Source organism: Bradyrhizobium arachidis (assembly GCF_024758505.1).
In the GTDB taxonomy this organism is placed as follows: Bacteria; Pseudomonadota; Alphaproteobacteria; order Rhizobiales; family Xanthobacteraceae; genus Bradyrhizobium; species Bradyrhizobium manausense_C.
Map to the genome: position 1 here is coordinate 3,237,961 of NZ_CP077970.1, position 14,747 is coordinate 3,252,707.

General features: G+C 59.2%; 16 protein-coding genes and 1 pseudogene. 11 read left to right on the top strand and 6 right to left on the bottom strand.

Annotated features, from left to right (window positions below; genetic code table 11):
* Window positions 1–262: 262 nt before the first annotated feature.
* The 4 genes from KUF59_RS14540 to KUF59_RS14555 all read right to left on the bottom strand — a co-directional run bounded on the left by KUF59_RS14540 (window position 263) and on the right by KUF59_RS14555 (window position 2,217).
* The gene (locus KUF59_RS14540; protein ID WP_212457732.1) at window positions 263–826 is read right to left on the bottom strand and encodes a hypothetical protein; all 564 of its coding nucleotides are present in this window, start codon (window positions 824–826) and stop codon (window positions 263–265) included.
* A 121-nt stretch (window positions 827–947) separates the two neighbouring features.
* A complete protein-coding gene (locus tag KUF59_RS14545) occupies window positions 948–1,544 on the bottom strand; it encodes a hypothetical protein (protein WP_212457731.1) in 597 nt (198 codons plus the stop codon).
* A gap of 109 nt (window positions 1,545–1,653) precedes the next feature.
* Entirely contained in the window at window positions 1,654–1,839 is a 186-nt protein-coding gene (locus tag KUF59_RS14550) for a hypothetical protein (RefSeq protein WP_212457730.1), read from the bottom strand.
* 90 nt (window positions 1,840–1,929) lie between these two features.
* The gene (locus KUF59_RS14555) at window positions 1,930–2,217 is read right to left on the bottom strand and encodes a hypothetical protein (RefSeq protein WP_258769575.1); all 288 of its coding nucleotides are present in this window, start codon (window positions 2,215–2,217) and stop codon (window positions 1,930–1,932) included.
* On the opposite strand from KUF59_RS14555, the gene KUF59_RS14560 reads away from it, so the two are divergent.
* The 4 genes from KUF59_RS14560 to KUF59_RS14575 all read left to right on the top strand — a co-directional run bounded on the left by KUF59_RS14560 (window position 2,216) and on the right by KUF59_RS14575 (window position 5,943).
* The gene (locus KUF59_RS14560) at window positions 2,216–2,545 is read left to right on the top strand and encodes a hypothetical protein (protein WP_258769576.1); all 330 of its coding nucleotides are present in this window, start codon (window positions 2,216–2,218) and stop codon (window positions 2,543–2,545) included. The genes KUF59_RS14555 and KUF59_RS14560 overlap by 2 nt on opposite strands.
* A 256-nt stretch (window positions 2,546–2,801) precedes the next feature.
* Window positions 2,802–3,206 (top strand): VOC family protein, encoded by a 405-nt coding sequence (locus KUF59_RS14565; protein ID WP_258769577.1) that lies wholly within the window; start codon window positions 2,802–2,804, stop codon window positions 3,204–3,206.
* A gap of 45 nt (window positions 3,207–3,251) precedes the next feature.
* The gene (locus KUF59_RS14570; protein ID WP_258769578.1) at window positions 3,252–5,012 is read left to right on the top strand and encodes an ATP-binding protein; all 1,761 of its coding nucleotides are present in this window, start codon (window positions 3,252–3,254) and stop codon (window positions 5,010–5,012) included.
* Between the two features lie 10 nt (window positions 5,013–5,022).
* Window positions 5,023–5,943: a DUF4435 domain-containing protein gene (locus KUF59_RS14575; protein ID WP_258769579.1), complete on the top strand. Its 921-nt coding sequence runs from the start codon at window positions 5,023–5,025 to the stop codon at window positions 5,941–5,943.
* Between the two features lie 73 nt (window positions 5,944–6,016).
* On the opposite strand, the pseudogene KUF59_RS14580 reads toward KUF59_RS14575, so the two are convergent.
* Window positions 6,017–6,430, bottom strand: a pseudogene (locus KUF59_RS14580) (hypothetical protein).
* 421 nt (window positions 6,431–6,851) lie between these two features.
* Between KUF59_RS14580 and KUF59_RS14585 the strand changes: the two are divergent.
* The 6 genes from KUF59_RS14585 (at window position 6,852) to KUF59_RS14610 (ending at window position 12,643) form a co-directional block, all read left to right on the top strand.
* Window positions 6,852–7,907 carry a hypothetical protein gene (locus tag KUF59_RS14585; RefSeq protein WP_258769580.1) on the top strand — a complete coding sequence of 352 codons (1,056 nt, stop codon included), beginning with the start codon at window positions 6,852–6,854 and terminating at the stop codon, window positions 7,905–7,907.
* A gap of 343 nt (window positions 7,908–8,250) precedes the next feature.
* The gene (locus tag KUF59_RS14590) at window positions 8,251–8,685 is read left to right on the top strand and encodes a GNAT family N-acetyltransferase (RefSeq protein WP_258769581.1); all 435 of its coding nucleotides are present in this window, start codon (window positions 8,251–8,253) and stop codon (window positions 8,683–8,685) included.
* 158 nt (window positions 8,686–8,843) lie between these two features.
* Window positions 8,844–10,100, top strand: coding sequence for a CaiB/BaiF CoA transferase family protein (locus KUF59_RS14595; RefSeq protein ID WP_212457728.1), 1,257 nt, complete (start codon window positions 8,844–8,846; stop codon window positions 10,098–10,100).
* A gap of 49 nt (window positions 10,101–10,149) precedes the next feature.
* The gene (maiA, locus tag KUF59_RS14600) at window positions 10,150–10,797 is read left to right on the top strand and encodes a maleylacetoacetate isomerase (RefSeq protein ID WP_258769582.1); all 648 of its coding nucleotides are present in this window, start codon (window positions 10,150–10,152) and stop codon (window positions 10,795–10,797) included.
* 130 nt (window positions 10,798–10,927) lie between these two features.
* Complete coding sequence (locus tag KUF59_RS14605) at window positions 10,928–12,085, top strand: acyl-CoA dehydrogenase family protein (RefSeq protein WP_408918118.1); 1,158 nt, start codon at window positions 10,928–10,930, stop codon at window positions 12,083–12,085.
* Between the two features lie 9 nt (window positions 12,086–12,094).
* On the top strand, window positions 12,095–12,643 hold the full coding sequence (locus KUF59_RS14610) for a flavin reductase family protein (RefSeq protein ID WP_212457725.1): 549 nt from the start codon (window positions 12,095–12,097) through the stop codon (window positions 12,641–12,643).
* Window positions 12,644–12,663: 20 nt separating this feature from the next.
* Here the strand turns inward: KUF59_RS14610 and KUF59_RS14615 are convergent, their stop codons facing one another.
* Window positions 12,664–13,572: an NAD(P)-dependent oxidoreductase gene (locus KUF59_RS14615; RefSeq protein WP_212457724.1), complete on the bottom strand. Its 909-nt coding sequence runs from the start codon at window positions 13,570–13,572 to the stop codon at window positions 12,664–12,666.
* A gap of 177 nt (window positions 13,573–13,749) precedes the next feature.
* On the opposite strand from KUF59_RS14615, the gene KUF59_RS14620 reads away from it, so the two are divergent.
* Window positions 13,750–14,733, top strand: a complete 984-nt coding sequence (locus tag KUF59_RS14620; RefSeq protein WP_212457807.1) for an ABC transporter substrate-binding protein — start codon at window positions 13,750–13,752, stop codon at window positions 14,731–14,733.
* The last annotated feature ends 14 nt before the right edge of the window (window positions 14,734–14,747 follow it).

Genomic DNA, 14,747 nt, shown 5'->3' on the forward strand with positions numbered 1-14,747 from the left:
CGGATGGGCGGGCATTGGTTCCAAACGGGCAACTCAGATCGGGCCGGGGACCGGCCGCCCTACGCGTCTGCCTCACCCGGCTCTATCGCACGCTGACGAAGGTGCCCCAGGCGGCGGCAAGAGGCGCGCCGGCAAAGCCGTTCGTTAGCGCCTCATTTGTCTTGTGTCTTGCCCGGCTTTCAAGGAGCGCCCGAGCGCCCTTAGGCGGGCGCCGCATCAATCAGCAGTCCGCTAGCGGAATGGAAGCCCGGAGGAGACGCCGCTAAGATGGCGGCAGGGTGAGGAGTCCGCGTTCGGCGGCGAGAGCCGGAAACCGGGCGGTGACGGCTGCCGTGAGCGGCGTGCCGGGGTCGACGACCTGAAATGTGATCTTGCTGAGTGTGGTGCCCTGTCCGAAGCGGGCGGCGAGGTTGTCGGGGGACACTTCGACAAGGGACTTTGGGTTGGCCATGTCGGTGAAGGTCGCGAGCTGCGGATAGTATTTGCGGTCGAGCACGTTCAGCGGCCTGGCCCTGGCAAGGTCGTCCAGAATACTTGCATCGCCGGCATTGGGCCGCTTCCCGCGGAGCTCGTCGATGTGGAGAGCCCGGAAGACGATGGTGTTGATCTCGCGATCGTAGTTGTATCGCACATCGCGCAGCGTCGCGAACAAGACCTCGCCATTGCCGAGATCCACGAACGGGGCTTCGCCGAATGTCTGGTGGCCTCCGCCCCAATCCGAGCCGCCGGCGCCCGGGAGCGGAATCAGGCGTGGTCGCCAGACCACGTGCTCCTGGACGGCCGATCCGGATTTCGGGCCGCTCGGGGTCTGGACCTCGACGGTCATGCGATAGCGCAGGGATGCTTGCGGCGTCCATTGTCGGATCACAACCCAAGCTATTCCGAGGACAACAAGTGCAAGAAAGATATGGCGCTTCAACATGTCCAGCCAACAGGCCTAGAAAACGTCACGGTCTAATCAACCAGAAGAAATCATTCACATCGTCCGACGTGAGCGTCGTCATGTCCGATCTCAGGAAGAGGGCAAGCGAGCCGAGACCGAACAAGGTAATGAGGCCCGCCGGGAGCATGAACGACAGCGTGCGGTTCCAGAGCTCGGTTTCGGCAGCGTAAGAGATCGAGACTGCGGTACGGTCCTTCGTCGAACGTATCGGCACGAGAGCCTCGCCCCAACGCTTTGCAAACAACATGAAGGATTCGTGCGTTATCGGCGCCTGGTCGGGATTGGTGACCGATTTGATTTTCACGTTGCAGAAGGTGATCCCCAGCTTCGTGCGCCCGCACGCTCCGTCCGCGATGCGCAGATCATGCGCCGGCTGCCAGGTGCCGGCCAGGCGGTGATCGCGCTGGATGTCCAGACCATAGTCCGAGACCAGAGCGTAAAGCAGCACGCAACACGCAACGAACAGGAAGAGCCAGAGAATGGGGGCGCTGATCGCCGACCAGCGGCGCTCGGTGAAATCCTGGCTTCGTGCGGCAGCCATGCCGCCACCGAAAATTGGTACAGCGGCGCCACCTTCGGATTGACGCTTGCCGAACGACATTGTGGTCACCCCAGACATTGAAGTCGCCTGCTACCTAAGGGCGAACACAATAAGACTTCGCTAAAGGGCGTCGGCGGATTGTCAGGGGATGCAGGTGTCGCTGCCGGTCCTATTTGATGCTGACGAACATGCCCCAGGCGGCGGCAAGGCCGGCGCCGGCGAAGACGATCAGCGGGTTGGCGCAGAAGGCGCTGCCATAGGTGCACATGGTCACGCCGAACGAGCCGATCTCGTGGTGGCTCGCGGAATAAAACAGTCCCGACAGCACCAGCAGTGCGGCGGCGACGTAGTACATCGGTCCGGCTCCTTATCCTCTCACCGGGCGGTCGCCGTGTCGCGTCGCCGCCCGGCATCGCTGTCAAGCCGAGTTGAGCAGGCGGAGATTTCATTCCGCCAAATTCGGTTTGTGCGATTTTAATAAAGTTGCAGCAACGCCACCGCGGGGAGGCCAAAAGGCCGTGACGCGCGACGAAACACGCCTGAAACATTCGTGAAACCAGATAGTTCTGAACTCCCCCGTTGCCGGGCGCGACCAACCGGACGAGAAGGAGATACTCATGATCCAGGTCGGTTCGAAAGAAGAAGTCGCGTTCTTGCTGGCGCTTTTCGGCACGCATACCCAGCCCGTCAGGCAGCCGAAGCCGAAATCGTCGCGTGGGTAATGCTCGACCATGCCAGGCCTCGACATTTGCCAGCGCTTGTTGCGCCGGCTGATCTCTGCTGGAGATCCCAGTGCCATTCCGGTCGCCGAATGCGCCATCGATGACTATGTGGAGATCACGGAAGGAAGCGCGCGCGAAAGCGGACTGCGTCTCCTGCAGCAGGATGCATGGGACCAGCATGCCGTCATGGTCGGCGTGCAGCGCTCGTTCGCGGAAACTGTGAACGCTTATATTGAGCGGAAGCTGGGGGAAGAACTGAACGCAGCGGATGACGCCGCGCCGGTTCGCCTGTCTCATGAACCGCTTCTGGCGGCCGGCCCGGGAGAAACGAATCCGTAACGGGGGCGGTTGGAATTTTCGGATTTTGTGAAATAGAGCTTGACCCGTCGGGCAAATCGCCTGTATATTGTCATCATCGAAACAAGCATCGATCAGCCCGCGTGGAGACATCCGCCGCGGGTTTTTTCATTCGTCGCGCCGCCAGCGCCGACTCCAGCGCGTCGCGTACCGGCGTGTGAAACCATACTGAATTCTCATGCGTTTCTTGGACGCAAAGAAGTGCATGATGGCAGAAGCAAAGAAACAGGAGAGGGGTATGCTAGAGAACGCGAGAGTGGCAACCCGGCTTCCAGCTAAAGACCTGAACCGCGCGCGGGCGTTCTATTCTGAAAAGCTGGGGCTCGAGCCGGTCGAAGAGCGCGACGGCGGGCTCCGCTACGCCTGCGCAGGCGGCGAGTTCGCGATATTCGTCTCCGCCGGACGGCAATCCGGCACGCACACGCAGATGGGCTGGGAAGTCGAGGATATCGACGCAACCGTGCGCGAGCTTCGCCGCCGGGGAGTTGAGTTCGAGGAGTACGACTTGCCAGGCTTAAGGACCGTTGAGGGCATTGCAGAGATTGCGGGGAATTACCCTAGCAAGGGTATCGGTGAGCGAGGCGTTTGGTTCCGCGACAGCGAAGGCAACCTGCTGGGTATCGGTCAGCCGGTTCGATCGTGACGGCTGCGGCCAGCGCCGCTTAATTCGGTAATTCAAAAATAGAGCTTGACCCGTCGGGCAAATCGCCTGTATATTGTCATCATCGAAACAAGCGTCGATCAGCCCGCGCGGAGACATCCGCCGCGGGTTTTTTCGTTTCGAGATCGGGAATCGGACGGCGGTACGGCGAGGGTGACGCTCGGGAGGCGGGCACGCCGTGTCCTCCTCGAAACGACCATTGACGTCGGGCAAAACACCGGCACAATGCCATCACCGCGGTGCAAAGTCGTCGCCGCGGGAAGCGATCCGCCGTTGCGCGATCTTGGTCGGCCGTTCAACAGCGTTGCGCGATTCTTATTTTGTGGTCATGTGTGCCCTCGGATGCGCAGAATAGCATCCTTCTCCAAAAGGAATGCGTTTGTGATAGATGGCGCCGCTCCCATCGTGAGAAGCTTCAGTCTTGTAGGCCTTCATGGTTACAAGAACATCCGACTTGATTTTCAGGGGCGAGCGAAAATCGTAATCGCTGAAAATGGAGCGGGAAAGACGATTTTTCTTTCCGCGCTTGATGCGTTCCTTACGAGGAATTTTTTTAAACTCTCGAATCTCCAATTTGAGCGTGTGGAGTGCGAGCTTGAAGGTCAGTCAGGTCCACTCGTACTCCATCGAAGCCAAATTCCTACCGTTAGCGACGATGTGCAAACCATTCTGCGAGAGTTTGCACATTATAGCAGGGCCGAGTTCCACGAGCTTCGCGACACGCTCGCCCGCTACGACGGTGGCGACTTTCGAGATTTTCCGATTCTCCAGCGTGCGTACGTCAATTCCCCGTGGTCCTTTCCGGACACAGAGAGCCGAATCCGCCAGCTCCGAGAGCTAGACCATGGATCCGATGAACTGAAGCAAATCAGCTCTGCGATCAAGGCCGCCTTGGGCTCGACGCAGGTTCTTTTGTTGCCAACGTATAGACGCATCGAGCTTTCGATTTCAAAACGCCAGAACCGTCGCCTAGCCGATCAAGCTGTACGAGCGCGTCGGATCCACAATCTCGGGGAGGAACGGCGTGAGGATCGCTTTTCGCCCTTCGGCATCAACTATGGTCTGGCCGACGTGGAGCAAAGATTGCTGGAGCTCACGGAGTCCATTCAGCGTCGATCGAATATGGGTTATCGAGAGATCAGTGCCGCAATTATTGACGATTTGCTAGCGGGACGCTTTGCGTCTGGTGAACTTAATGAATCTCTCCCTGAGATTGATTCCTTGAGGCTTTTCTTCTCACGCATCGAACAATCAACGAAAGATGCAGGACAGCGCCTCGAAGCCATCACTCAGTTGTACAAAAGCGAGCGAATCCACGATCCGTCGAACGGGTCCTTACGCTACTTTCTTACCAGACTTTCAAAAGTCGTGAACCAAACAAAAGAGCTAGAAGCGGACATTGAGAATTTTGTCCAGATTTCGAACCAATACCTCAACTGTTCGAGCGATCAGAAGCAGCTTCGCTATGACGCGACACAGATGAAGGTCAAGGTGATCAATGTTTGGACAGATTCAGAAATACGACTGGACGACTTATCCTCAGGTGAGAAGCAGGTGATTTCGCTGTTTGCCCATATGTACCTCAATCAAAAGAAGAAGATTGTTTTGATAGATGAGCCTGAATTGTCCCTATCTATGGAGTGGCAAAAGAAACTCCTCCCTGACGTTGTTGGGTCCCCAACTTGCAGGCAGCTCTTAGCCATTACTCATTCCCCATTCATTTTCGAAAACGAGTTAGATCCCTGCGCTAGTCCGCTTGACATCACGCGAACTAAGCGCGGCGAATAAGGTCCAAAAGATGTCGCCTTCTTTGCTCACAAATTTGAGGCAGAGCAGAAGAAGTCCTGCCGTACTGAAGGCCCGAATAATCAGCGTACGATCTCGCGAGAAGCTGAAGCCAATTTTCGTATTTGAGGGAATCGACGATGTCGGCCCCTACAGCGCATGGGCTATCAGATGCGATGATTCTATCGCTTTCGAGCCGCTGCCGGCCAACGGAAAGGACCAGATACTGTTATTTAGAGCCGGTGTTCAGCCTCATGAGGTGTACCTTCGTGATCGTGTTTATTTCTTTCTCGATCGCGATTTTGATGAATTGAAGGGATTTCCTGCAGGGGCCGACGTCTTCATGACTGAGATGTACTCTGTGGAGAACTATCTCGTTTCAGAACGCGTCCTTGAGAGCATTCTCTTGGACGAGTTCAGGTGTGCGGGAGAGGGAATTGATCGTCCTCTCGCTGTCTTTAGGTCTGCAGTTACCAGTTTTGCCGAGGCAATGTCGCCGGCGAACCAGCGAATCTTCTGCGCTCGTCGGCTCGGATGCGGGTTGACCGGGAGTGGAATGGAAAATCGGATTTCGAAGTATGTGTTGGTGCAGCTAGAGGCGACTCGTCCACTCGTGAATTATGATGACCTTAAGAAGCTAATTCCGCTCGATCGCGAGCCGGACGCCGAAGAAGTGAAAAGGATAGCGGCAGAGTTTGACTCGCTAGATCCTCCCTCGCGTCATCGTGGGAAGTTTCTCTTGCAATTCTTCCTAAAATGGCTCGATTTGCTGGCCGAGGAGCGAACCACCCCCACACGAGCTATCTTCGCATTGCGTACTCAATCCCGCTTTTCCGCCCAGCAAATGAGCATGAGGTCTCTTGCTACGAGGTCTGATATGCCGACAGGTCTTCGGGATTTTCTTCAGCAAGTTGGCGCCCACTGCCAAGCTTAAGGAACTGGCGGCCGCGGAAGAACCATCAACTTGGTCGGTGTGATCACAGATTGCACATGAGTGAGAATGATCCTTAGCGCTCTCCGGGCCACCAGATCGAAGACGGGGTGCTGGCAGAAATCATCGATCCTCTCAACGCGACGAGGTGGCTGCGCTTGAAGGGGCGGCCCTGAAGCGCCGAACATTGCCGGCATCGCATGTAGCGCTCAAGCTCGTGAATCGGCGTGCTCTTGGCGCGGCGCACGGTGCTGAGATCGACCGTCTGGTTGGTATCGCAACCGAGGCACCTGACTTCAAGAAAGCCGTAGCCTGCGTTGAGCGCATCGCCGAGGGTTGGCGAGGGCTACGCCGGTCCCTGGAACGCCAGCATCCGCGCTGTCCACGCCTCGCATGCGAACCGGTCCGCCTTCTTGCGCGCTTCCTCCGCTTGCTCGGCCTTGGCGCGGACGGAGCCGCCATAGATGCTGTCTCGTGACTTGGTGCCCATGGCGACATCAAAGCTGCATTGGAGGGGGTGCGCAAATTATCAATCCCTTGTGTGACGAAGCGAGAATGAGACACTGGGCGTCGCGGGTGTGGATTTCCTCGCGCAATCCTCGTCGAACAATCGCGTGAGACCGACCTATGGGGCCCGATTGAAAAAATTCGGACTTAGCGAAATAAAGCTTGACCCGTCGGGCAAATCGGGGGTATATTGTCATCATCGAAACAAGCGTCGATCAACCCGCGCGGAGAATCCGCCGCGGGTTTTTTCGCGACCGCGGCGGAGACGGGGTCTAAAGCGGGCTGGATCGTTGCGATTGCCTCTCGGCGGACTGTCGGTCTGACGCGACCCTTGGATTCTTGGAAAATTCGCTTCGCAAGTATCGTGCAATTTGCGATTGTGAGGGGGGTCAGGGGGGTAACAAATGGAATCGCCGTCTGTCACGGATCTATACTTTAAGTTCTTGTTGCTGATGGCGACTTTTCCGATCCTTGCCGCCCCGCTCATTGTATTGACCAAAAAAAATTGCACCGCCGAAATCAACGTTATCTGGTACGCATTTTCACTCGTTCTTGTTCTGTGGTGGAGTCTTCATCTTGCGATGCATTTTGACATCGTGCGGATGCCAGCGGACGAAGGTTCGTTATCGACGCTTCGAGGGCAAGTATCCGATCTCAAAAAAAAGTTGGATAATGAGCAAGGTAGGCTAGGCAAGAATCGCGATTTCGGGGCTGAGCAAAGGATTGAAGATGATCTGCGAAGGGTAGAAAGCGACCTGCATCGCAGAATGGAAGAGGGGGAGCCTGGGTCAGCTAGGTTCTTTTATCACAAAGGCAAAGAGTATCTAACCGATACTCGTGCCGAATTGGGCTTAGTTGCCACACTCCTAATCGTTACTATCGCGCCGCAACTGCTCAACTACATCCTTGCAGGTTTGTCAGGGTGTGCGGCCGCGCCGCGCTATGTGTGGCAGTTCGAGAAAATTGCCATCTGGAGCTTGATCAAGTTTCTAGCTGCATTTGGAGGCGTGTTGATTGCCGACGGACTCGGGATCTACGCAATGGAGTTTAAGTATGACGACAGAGCGATGGTGTTATACCGTCTCAACAGTTATCTAGATGATTTTCTCTGGGGGATGGGCGCGATCGCGTTAGCGTTCATTGTCGCGGTTATTCAAGTGTACACATTGGAGGCTGCTCAGGCGCTCGGAAATGCATGGCCGCAGAAGCCGAGATCGTGGCCCTTCAGAGTTCATAGATACTTCACCAGAAATCTTCCGCGAGAGGAAAGCAAGTCAGGTGAAGGAACTGAGACAGCGACATTCGCTGCACAGCGCATTTGGGATAAGCTAACACCTGACCAGCAGCAGGAGATCGGTGCGCTCGTAGTTCGTAAGCTCTCTGACCAGAGCCTGGTTGCGAACGCGGTTCCGCGGTCTGAAGCAGTTTCCGAATCACCTCAGGTCGCTTCTCGAACGTGAGCGGCATGCGTTTCGTATACCGCTAAGCCGGACACGTCGGGCAAATCGTTGCATTTGACCCGCGCGGAGACATCCGCCGCGGTTTTTTTTATGTCGACATCCGAGATCGGACGGCGGCCGCGCACGCGGCCTCGCCCTCGTTGAAACGTGTTTATGGAGCTACGTGCTGATTTTCAGCATTTGCGGCGGTGGAGAAGGAGTGTGGAGCAGGCGCAAAGCTACACCTTCAAGGCGGTCATCACCGTAATCGTTACCGGCTTGCTTGGTGCCGCCTGGCTCGGCTTCAAGCTGATGTTGAGCAGATAGACCGACGCTCATCCACTCGCATCTCAGGTGATGATTGATGTACACTATCCGCGCTGTCGATCCGGACAATGAGGACACCGCCGAGACGCTCGCCGATCTCCATCGTGCGACGTTCCTTGGCGGCGCAGTCATTCCGGAATTTTCCAGCGGAGCATGGTGGCTTGCCCATGACGGCACGAAGCCCGTGGCGTTCGCCGGCGTCGTGCCAGCGAAGCGCGCTCGCAACGCCGGTTATTTCTGTCGGGTCGGCGTGCTTAGTAGCCATCGGGGCAGGGCGTTACAGTTGAGGCTGATGCGGGCAATCGAGTCGCATGCACGTCGAACCGGTTGGCGCAGCATTATCTCCGACACCACCGACAATGTTGCGTCAGCGAATAATTTCATCAGGGCCGGCTATAAGCTGTATGCGCCCGAAGTGCCATGGGCCTGGCCAAACACGCTCTATTGGCGGAAATGCTTGCTGAGGAAATAGCGGTCTCGTCGCTTCCCGCCAAGCGGAATGGCTGGTCTGTCCGGGGCAAGGTAGCCGGAGCCGGACGCAGCCCTTGCGGATCAGCTAAGGCCGCGCTTAAAAGCCAGAAGATGCAAGAAAATCGGTGACGACAAGCCGATGCCAGGGAGTCCGCGCCTATGCCAACCATCCCGCAATTGCCGGAGCGCCAGCCCGGCACCAGGAAGCAGGGCACCGCTCTCGACGGCCTGCTGGTCGTCGACTTCACGCGGGTGGTGGCTGGGCCGGCGTGCACGCAAACGCTTGGCGACTTCGGCGCCGACATCATCAAGATCGAAAACCCCGACGGCGGCGACGATACGCGCGCCTATGAGCATGCCGAGATCGGAGGCGAGAGTGCGGCCTATCTCAGTCTGAACCGCAACAAGCGTGGCATCGCGCTGGATCTCGCCGTACCGGAAGCGCGCGAGGTTGCGCGAGAGTTGATCCAAAAGGCAGACGTGGTCGTCGAGAATTTTTCGAGCGGCGTCATGAAGAAATTCGGGCTCGACTACGAGTCGGTCGCGCCGAGCAATCCGCGGCTGGTCTATTGCTCGATCTCGGCCTACGGCCGGAGCGGGCCGTTCGCGTCCCGTCCCGGCTTCGACCCGATCACTCAGGCCGAAAGCGGCTTCATGTCGTTGAACGGGTTTCCCGACGGTCCGCCGGTGCGGACCGGACCGCCGATCGTCGATATGGCGACCGGCATGTCGGCGTGCAACGCGATCCTGCTGGCGCTGCTCGCGCGCGACCGGCTCGGTCGAGGACAGCACGTCGAAGTCGCGCTGTTCGACGTCGCCATGGGGATGACCGGCTTTTATGGCATGGCCTATCTGATCAACGGTCAAAACCCCGGCAGATTCGGCAATTCGCCGAGCGGGTCTCCCACAGTCGGCGTCTACGAAGCATCCGACGGGCCGCTCTACATGGCCTGCGCCAATGACCGGCTTTACCGCCGCCTCGTTGTGGACGTGTTGAACCGGCCCGACCTCGTCACCGATCCTCAATTTGCGAGCCGAAAGGCGCGGTCCGAGAACAAGGAGAAGCTGCGCGCGGCGATTGCCGAGGTCTTTGCCGGCGATCGTCTGGAAAACTGGATGGCGAAGATGAAGCTCGCGAACATTCCCGTCGGCTATCTCCGAACGGTGGAAGAGGGGTTTGGCGCGCCGGAGGCGACCGAGCGGGGGCGGCTGAACCGAATTCCGCACCCAACGGCGGGCTGGGTCCCGAACATCGAACCGCCTGTTACGATGAGTCAGACGCCGGCGATCGATCCCGTCGCGGCACCGCTGTTGGGCGAGCATACCAAGGATGTGTTGAAGCAGGCGCTGGGGTATGATGACGGCAGGATCGCGGAGCTTGCCGGGAAGGGCGTCTTCGGCAAGCAGGTCGACTAGGGCCAACGGAGCGGGCGCCGAGCCGCACAGATTGCACCAGAGAGAGGCGATGGGCATACAACTCTATGGGTTCTGGCGATCGCTCGCGTCCTTTCGCGTACGCGTTGCCTTGAAGCTCAAAGGAATGCCGTTTGAGGAAACCTCGGTCGACATCCTGTCCGGTGAGCAATTCAAGCCAGACTACGACGCTGTGAATACCGAACGCGTCGTTCCGACCCTGATCCATGATGGCCGCCAAATTTTCCAGTCGTTGGCGATCCTCGAGTATCTCGATGACATCAAGCCGGAGCCGCGTTTGCTGCCAGCCGATCCCGCCGATCGCGCCTATGCGCGGGCGCTGGCGTTGATGACGGTCGCGGACTCCCATCCACTGGTCACACCACGCGTCCGCAACCACCTTACAAGTCAGTTCGGAGCGGACAGCGCGGCGATCGAGAGATGGGCCACGCATTGGGCTATGGAAGGACTGGCGACTTACGAGCGTCTCCTGGCCAAACGTCAGCCAGCGCCCTTTGCCCTGGGGGCAGAGCCGGGGATCGCGGATATTTGCATCGCGGGTCAGGTCGTCGGGGCGCATTTCCTCAAGCTCGACCTCGTCCCTTTCCCGAGCGTCGCGCGGCTTGCAGATCACTGCTTTTCGTTTCCGGCCTTCGCGACGTCGCATCCTTTCGAGCAGCCGGGATACCGGGCGCAATAAGGTCGATCTACTTCGCTTGATTTGCCGGGGCTCCAGTCGCATAACATTGGGGATGCGAGGGAAAGAGATGGCGGCCGGCGGTCAGAAACCAAGCACGAGTCAGGGATCGGCTGACCAGGCCTACACGGCGATGGTCGGCAGGACCAAGACGCTCGTGCCGCAACTGCGGGAGCGTGCTGCCCGGACGGAAGAGCTGAGGCGCCTGCCGCCCGAAACCGAGCGTGACCTGCATGAATCCGGCTTGTTCAGGATTCTCCAGCCCAAGCGGTTCGGCGGCTCGGAGTTCGACTATGTTGCGCTGATCGACTGCGCGGACCTCCTCGGCCGGGCCGATGCTTCGGTGGCTTGGAATTTTGCCAATTTGGCGAGCCATCACTGGATGCTCGGCATGTTCGAGCAGACGGCGCAGGAGCTGGTTTGGGCCAAGGATCCCGACACCCTGATCGCATCATCTTTCATCTTCCCGGCGGGTCGTGCCAGGAAGGTGGAGGGAGGCTATCGGCTGCACGGAAGCTGGCCGTTCTCGTCGGGCGTCGCGTCCAGCGAATGGAACATGCTGGCCAGCGTCGTCGCTTCGGACGACGACGCCGATGGCATCGAGTATCGCATCTTCCTGCTTCCCAAGAGCGACTACAAAATCCTGGATACGTGGAACGTCGCCGGCCTGCGCGGCACCGGCTCGGGCGATGTCGAGGTCAGGGACGCCTTCGTCGCCGACCATATGAGCGTGTCCGTGAGCGATCTTGCCGGTGGTCCAACGCCCGGAAGCGCGGCCAATCCCAATCCCCTTTATACGTTGCCGGTGTTCTCCCTGTTTCCCTTCGTGCTCTCCGGCGTCGCGCTGGGGAATGCGCAGGCGTGTCTCGACGACTATGTTGAGGTCGTGCGGCATCGCATCTCGACCTACAATCGTGCCAAGCTCAGCGACTTCCAGAGCACGCAGATCAAGATCGCCGAGGCCTCCGCAAAAATCGATGCCGCGCGTCTGATCATGCGTTCGGCCTGCACCGAGGCCATGGACGACGCTCGCCGCGGTCATATTCCGAGCATGGTGACCAAGACCAAATATCGGCGCGACGGTGCGTTCTCGGTCAATCTTTGCACCGAGGCGGTTTCCATGTTGTTTTCGGCGAGCGGAGCGCGCGGTTTGTTCACGACAGGGGTGCTTCAGCGACAATTCCGCGACGCCCATGCGATCAACTCGCATCTTGCGTTCAGCTTCGATGCCGCGGGAACGAATTATGGCCGGGTGGCGCTTGGCTTGCCGTCCGAGAACCTGACGCTGTGAGACCGGCCGATGAATGATCCCAGGCAGCCGGCCGCTCACGACCCAGCGAACGAATTGGCGAGCGACTCTTCGTCGATCGATCCCCGCGACTTCCGCAATGCCCTCGGCACCTTTGCAACGGGGGTAACGATCATCACGGCTGCGGCTCCCGACGGCAAGGCCTTTGGCCTGACCTGCAATTCCTTTGCCTCGGTGTCGCTCAATCCTCCGCTCGTTCTCTGGAGCCTCGGGGTCTATTCGTCGACGCTCACCGTGTTTCAGAATGCGAGCCATTTCGTCGTGAACATACTCGGTGCGTCTCAACAGGCGCTTGCCAACAAGTTCGCGAAATCATCCGACGATAAGTTTGCCGGCCTCGATTGGAAGCCGGGACTTGGCAATGCGCCGATCCTTGCAGATTGTGTGGCCAATTTTCAGTGCCGGTCGGTCAACCGGTACTATGGCGGAGACCATGTGATCTTTCTCGGCGCCGTCGAGGCCTATTCCTATAACCGGCAGGAGCCACTGCTGTTTGCGCGCGGCGGCTATGGTCGCTTCGCGCCCGACAAATCATCCTGACGTCGAGCGCCTGCGACGACTCAACGCCTCTCGACCGACAGCTTGTAGAGCTCCAGCGCGTCCGCATCCGCCCCACGAGCAGCCTTCGCCAATCTGAAGAGCTGTCCGGCCAGCGAAGCCATGGGCACCGAGGTCGATGTGGCCTGTGCGACGTCGGCAATCGTGTCGAGATCCTTGAGCATCGTCGCGATGGTACCGAGCGGCGGCGAGTGAATGCCCTGCACCATGCGCGGGACAAAGAGCTGCAGGGGAATGGAATCGGCAAAGCCGCCGGCGAGCGCTTCGGGCAGGCGATTTGCATCGATACCGGCGTTCACGGCCAAGCGCGTCGCTTCGGCCAATACGGCCATCGCACAGCCGACGATCACCTGGTTGCAGAGTTTTGTGGTCTGGCCGGCGCCGGTCGGGCCCATATGCGTGAGCCGGCGGGCCATGGCGAGGACGTAGGGTCTCACCCGTTCGACATCATCCGCATCTCCCCCCGCCATCACCGCAAGTGTACCGTCCTCCGCACCCTTGGTGCCGCCGGAAACAGGCGCATCGATCCATCCCATGCCGTTTGCGGCCTTCAGTCGCGCAGCAATGTCGCGCGCCGCATCGGGGTGGATCGAGGAGAAATCCACCACGAGCTTTCCCGTCCCGGTTTCGGCCGTGAGTCCGTCTGCACCGAAGACGACGTCTTCCACGGCTGCCGCATCCGTCACGCACATGAAGATGATTGAGGCATGCGCCGAGACATCGCGCGGCGTCGCTGCGCCCTTCGCGCCAGCCTCGACCAGTGCGGTCGTCTTCCCAGCGGAGCGGTTCCAGACGGTCACGTTGTGACCGGCCCGTAGCAGACGTCGGCTCATGGGTGCGCCCATCAACCCGAGGCCGAGATAGCCGAGCTTCTCGGCCGGATGCGGGTGAGCTCCGGCGGCTTCAGCCATAGGTCGTCTCCTTCTGTCGCAGCGCAGTGTCTGGCGCTGGCCGCTTTAGCACAAAGTCGGGCCTGATCGAGAATTTTGGGTCATTTTGCCCGTCTTGCCTCGTTGTTTGAACCATGAAACATTTGACCCAAGTCGGGTTGGTGGCGCCGGTCGGCGCCGATACAGCGGAGCGGCATGATGCGGACGGTTTCGAAGTGGATCCTGGCATTTGGGGCAGTGGCGGTGGCCGTCGCGAGCACGGGGCCATCACAGGCGCAGCAGACAATCCGCGTCGGCTGGACCATCCCGGCCGAGGAGTCCAAATACTGGATGATGAAGAGGCCGTCCGAATTCCCCGATCTCGGCAAGACCTACAATATCGAATGGACCCAGTTTCAGGGCACTGCGCCGATGACGCAGGCCCTTGCCGCAGGCGCGCTGGACTGCGCGACGCAGGCGCCGCTGTCGTTGTCCAACGGCGTGGTTGGCGGCAATCTCAAGGCTTACATCGTGGCCCAGCACGTATTCGAGAAGCCGGGCGGCTTCTCGGTCTACTGGGCCGTGATGGAGGACTCGCCGATCAAGACGATCGCTGATCTCAAGGGCAAGACCGTCGGCATCTCCGTGATCGGCGGCGGCACGCAGGGGCCGTTCAACATGCTGCTCAAGCAGAACGGTATCGATCCGACAAAAGACATCAAGCTCGTGGAAGTCGGCTTTGCCGTGTCCGAAGATGCGCTGCGGCAGGGCCGGGTCGATGCGGTCAACATGAACCAGCCGTTTGCGGCACGTGCTGAGGCCAAGGGTGGTACGCGCAAGCTGTTCTCGCTCTCGCAGGCGATGCCGAACATCGTGCATATCCTGGAAGCCTGCCGCGCCGACTTCGTCGACAAGAACCCGGAATTGGTGAAGGCCTATGTGCGCGACATCACCTCGGGCATGAAGAAGGCGCTCGCCAACCGCGAAGAGACGTTGAAAGTGGTCTCGGAGGTGCTGAAGGCGCCTGTGCCGGTGCTTGAGACGTATCTGCTCAAGGACAACGACTTTGGCCGCGATCCCGGTGCGGCGCCGAATTTCGCGGCGATCCAGAAGATGCTCGACATCTACGCGGAGACGGGAATGCTGCCGAAGCTCGATGTCGCGCAATTCAAGCACCCGACCATCGTTGCGCCGATACAATAGGTCAGCGCCTGGGC

What these genes read in the sequence shown, in the direction of transcription:
- KUF59_RS14540 (WP_212457732.1), bottom strand. Translation starts at nt 826, where the DNA reads ATGACCGTCGAGGTCCAGACCCCGAGCGGCCCGAAATCCGGATCGGCC.
- KUF59_RS14545 (WP_212457731.1), bottom strand. Translation starts at nt 1,544, where the DNA reads ATGTCGTTCGGCAAGCGTCAATCCGAAGGTGGCGCCGCTGTACCAATT.
- KUF59_RS14550 (WP_212457730.1), bottom strand. Translation starts at nt 1,839, where the DNA reads ATGTACTACGTCGCCGCCGCACTGCTGGTGCTGTCGGGACTGTTTTAT.
- KUF59_RS14560 (WP_258769576.1), top strand. Translation starts at nt 2,216, where the DNA reads ATGCCAGGCCTCGACATTTGCCAGCGCTTGTTGCGCCGGCTGATCTCT.
- KUF59_RS14555 (WP_258769575.1), bottom strand. Translation starts at nt 2,217, where the DNA reads ATGGTCGAGCATTACCCACGCGACGATTTCGGCTTCGGCTGCCTGACG.
- KUF59_RS14565 (WP_258769577.1), top strand. Translation starts at nt 2,802, where the DNA reads ATGCTAGAGAACGCGAGAGTGGCAACCCGGCTTCCAGCTAAAGACCTG.
- KUF59_RS14575 (WP_258769579.1), top strand. Translation starts at nt 5,023, where the DNA reads ATGTCGCCTTCTTTGCTCACAAATTTGAGGCAGAGCAGAAGAAGTCCT.
- KUF59_RS14585 (WP_258769580.1), top strand. Translation starts at nt 6,852, where the DNA reads ATGGAATCGCCGTCTGTCACGGATCTATACTTTAAGTTCTTGTTGCTG.
- KUF59_RS14590 (WP_258769581.1), top strand. Translation starts at nt 8,251, where the DNA reads ATGTACACTATCCGCGCTGTCGATCCGGACAATGAGGACACCGCCGAG.
- KUF59_RS14595 (WP_212457728.1), top strand. Translation starts at nt 8,844, where the DNA reads ATGCCAACCATCCCGCAATTGCCGGAGCGCCAGCCCGGCACCAGGAAG.
- maiA (WP_258769582.1), top strand. Translation starts at nt 10,150, where the DNA reads ATGGGCATACAACTCTATGGGTTCTGGCGATCGCTCGCGTCCTTTCGC.
- KUF59_RS14605 (WP_408918118.1), top strand. Translation starts at nt 10,928, where the DNA reads ATGGTCGGCAGGACCAAGACGCTCGTGCCGCAACTGCGGGAGCGTGCT.
- KUF59_RS14610 (WP_212457725.1), top strand. Translation starts at nt 12,095, where the DNA reads ATGAATGATCCCAGGCAGCCGGCCGCTCACGACCCAGCGAACGAATTG.
- KUF59_RS14615 (WP_212457724.1), bottom strand. Translation starts at nt 13,572, where the DNA reads ATGGCTGAAGCCGCCGGAGCTCACCCGCATCCGGCCGAGAAGCTCGGC.
- KUF59_RS14620 (WP_212457807.1), top strand. Translation starts at nt 13,750, where the DNA reads ATGCGGACGGTTTCGAAGTGGATCCTGGCATTTGGGGCAGTGGCGGTG.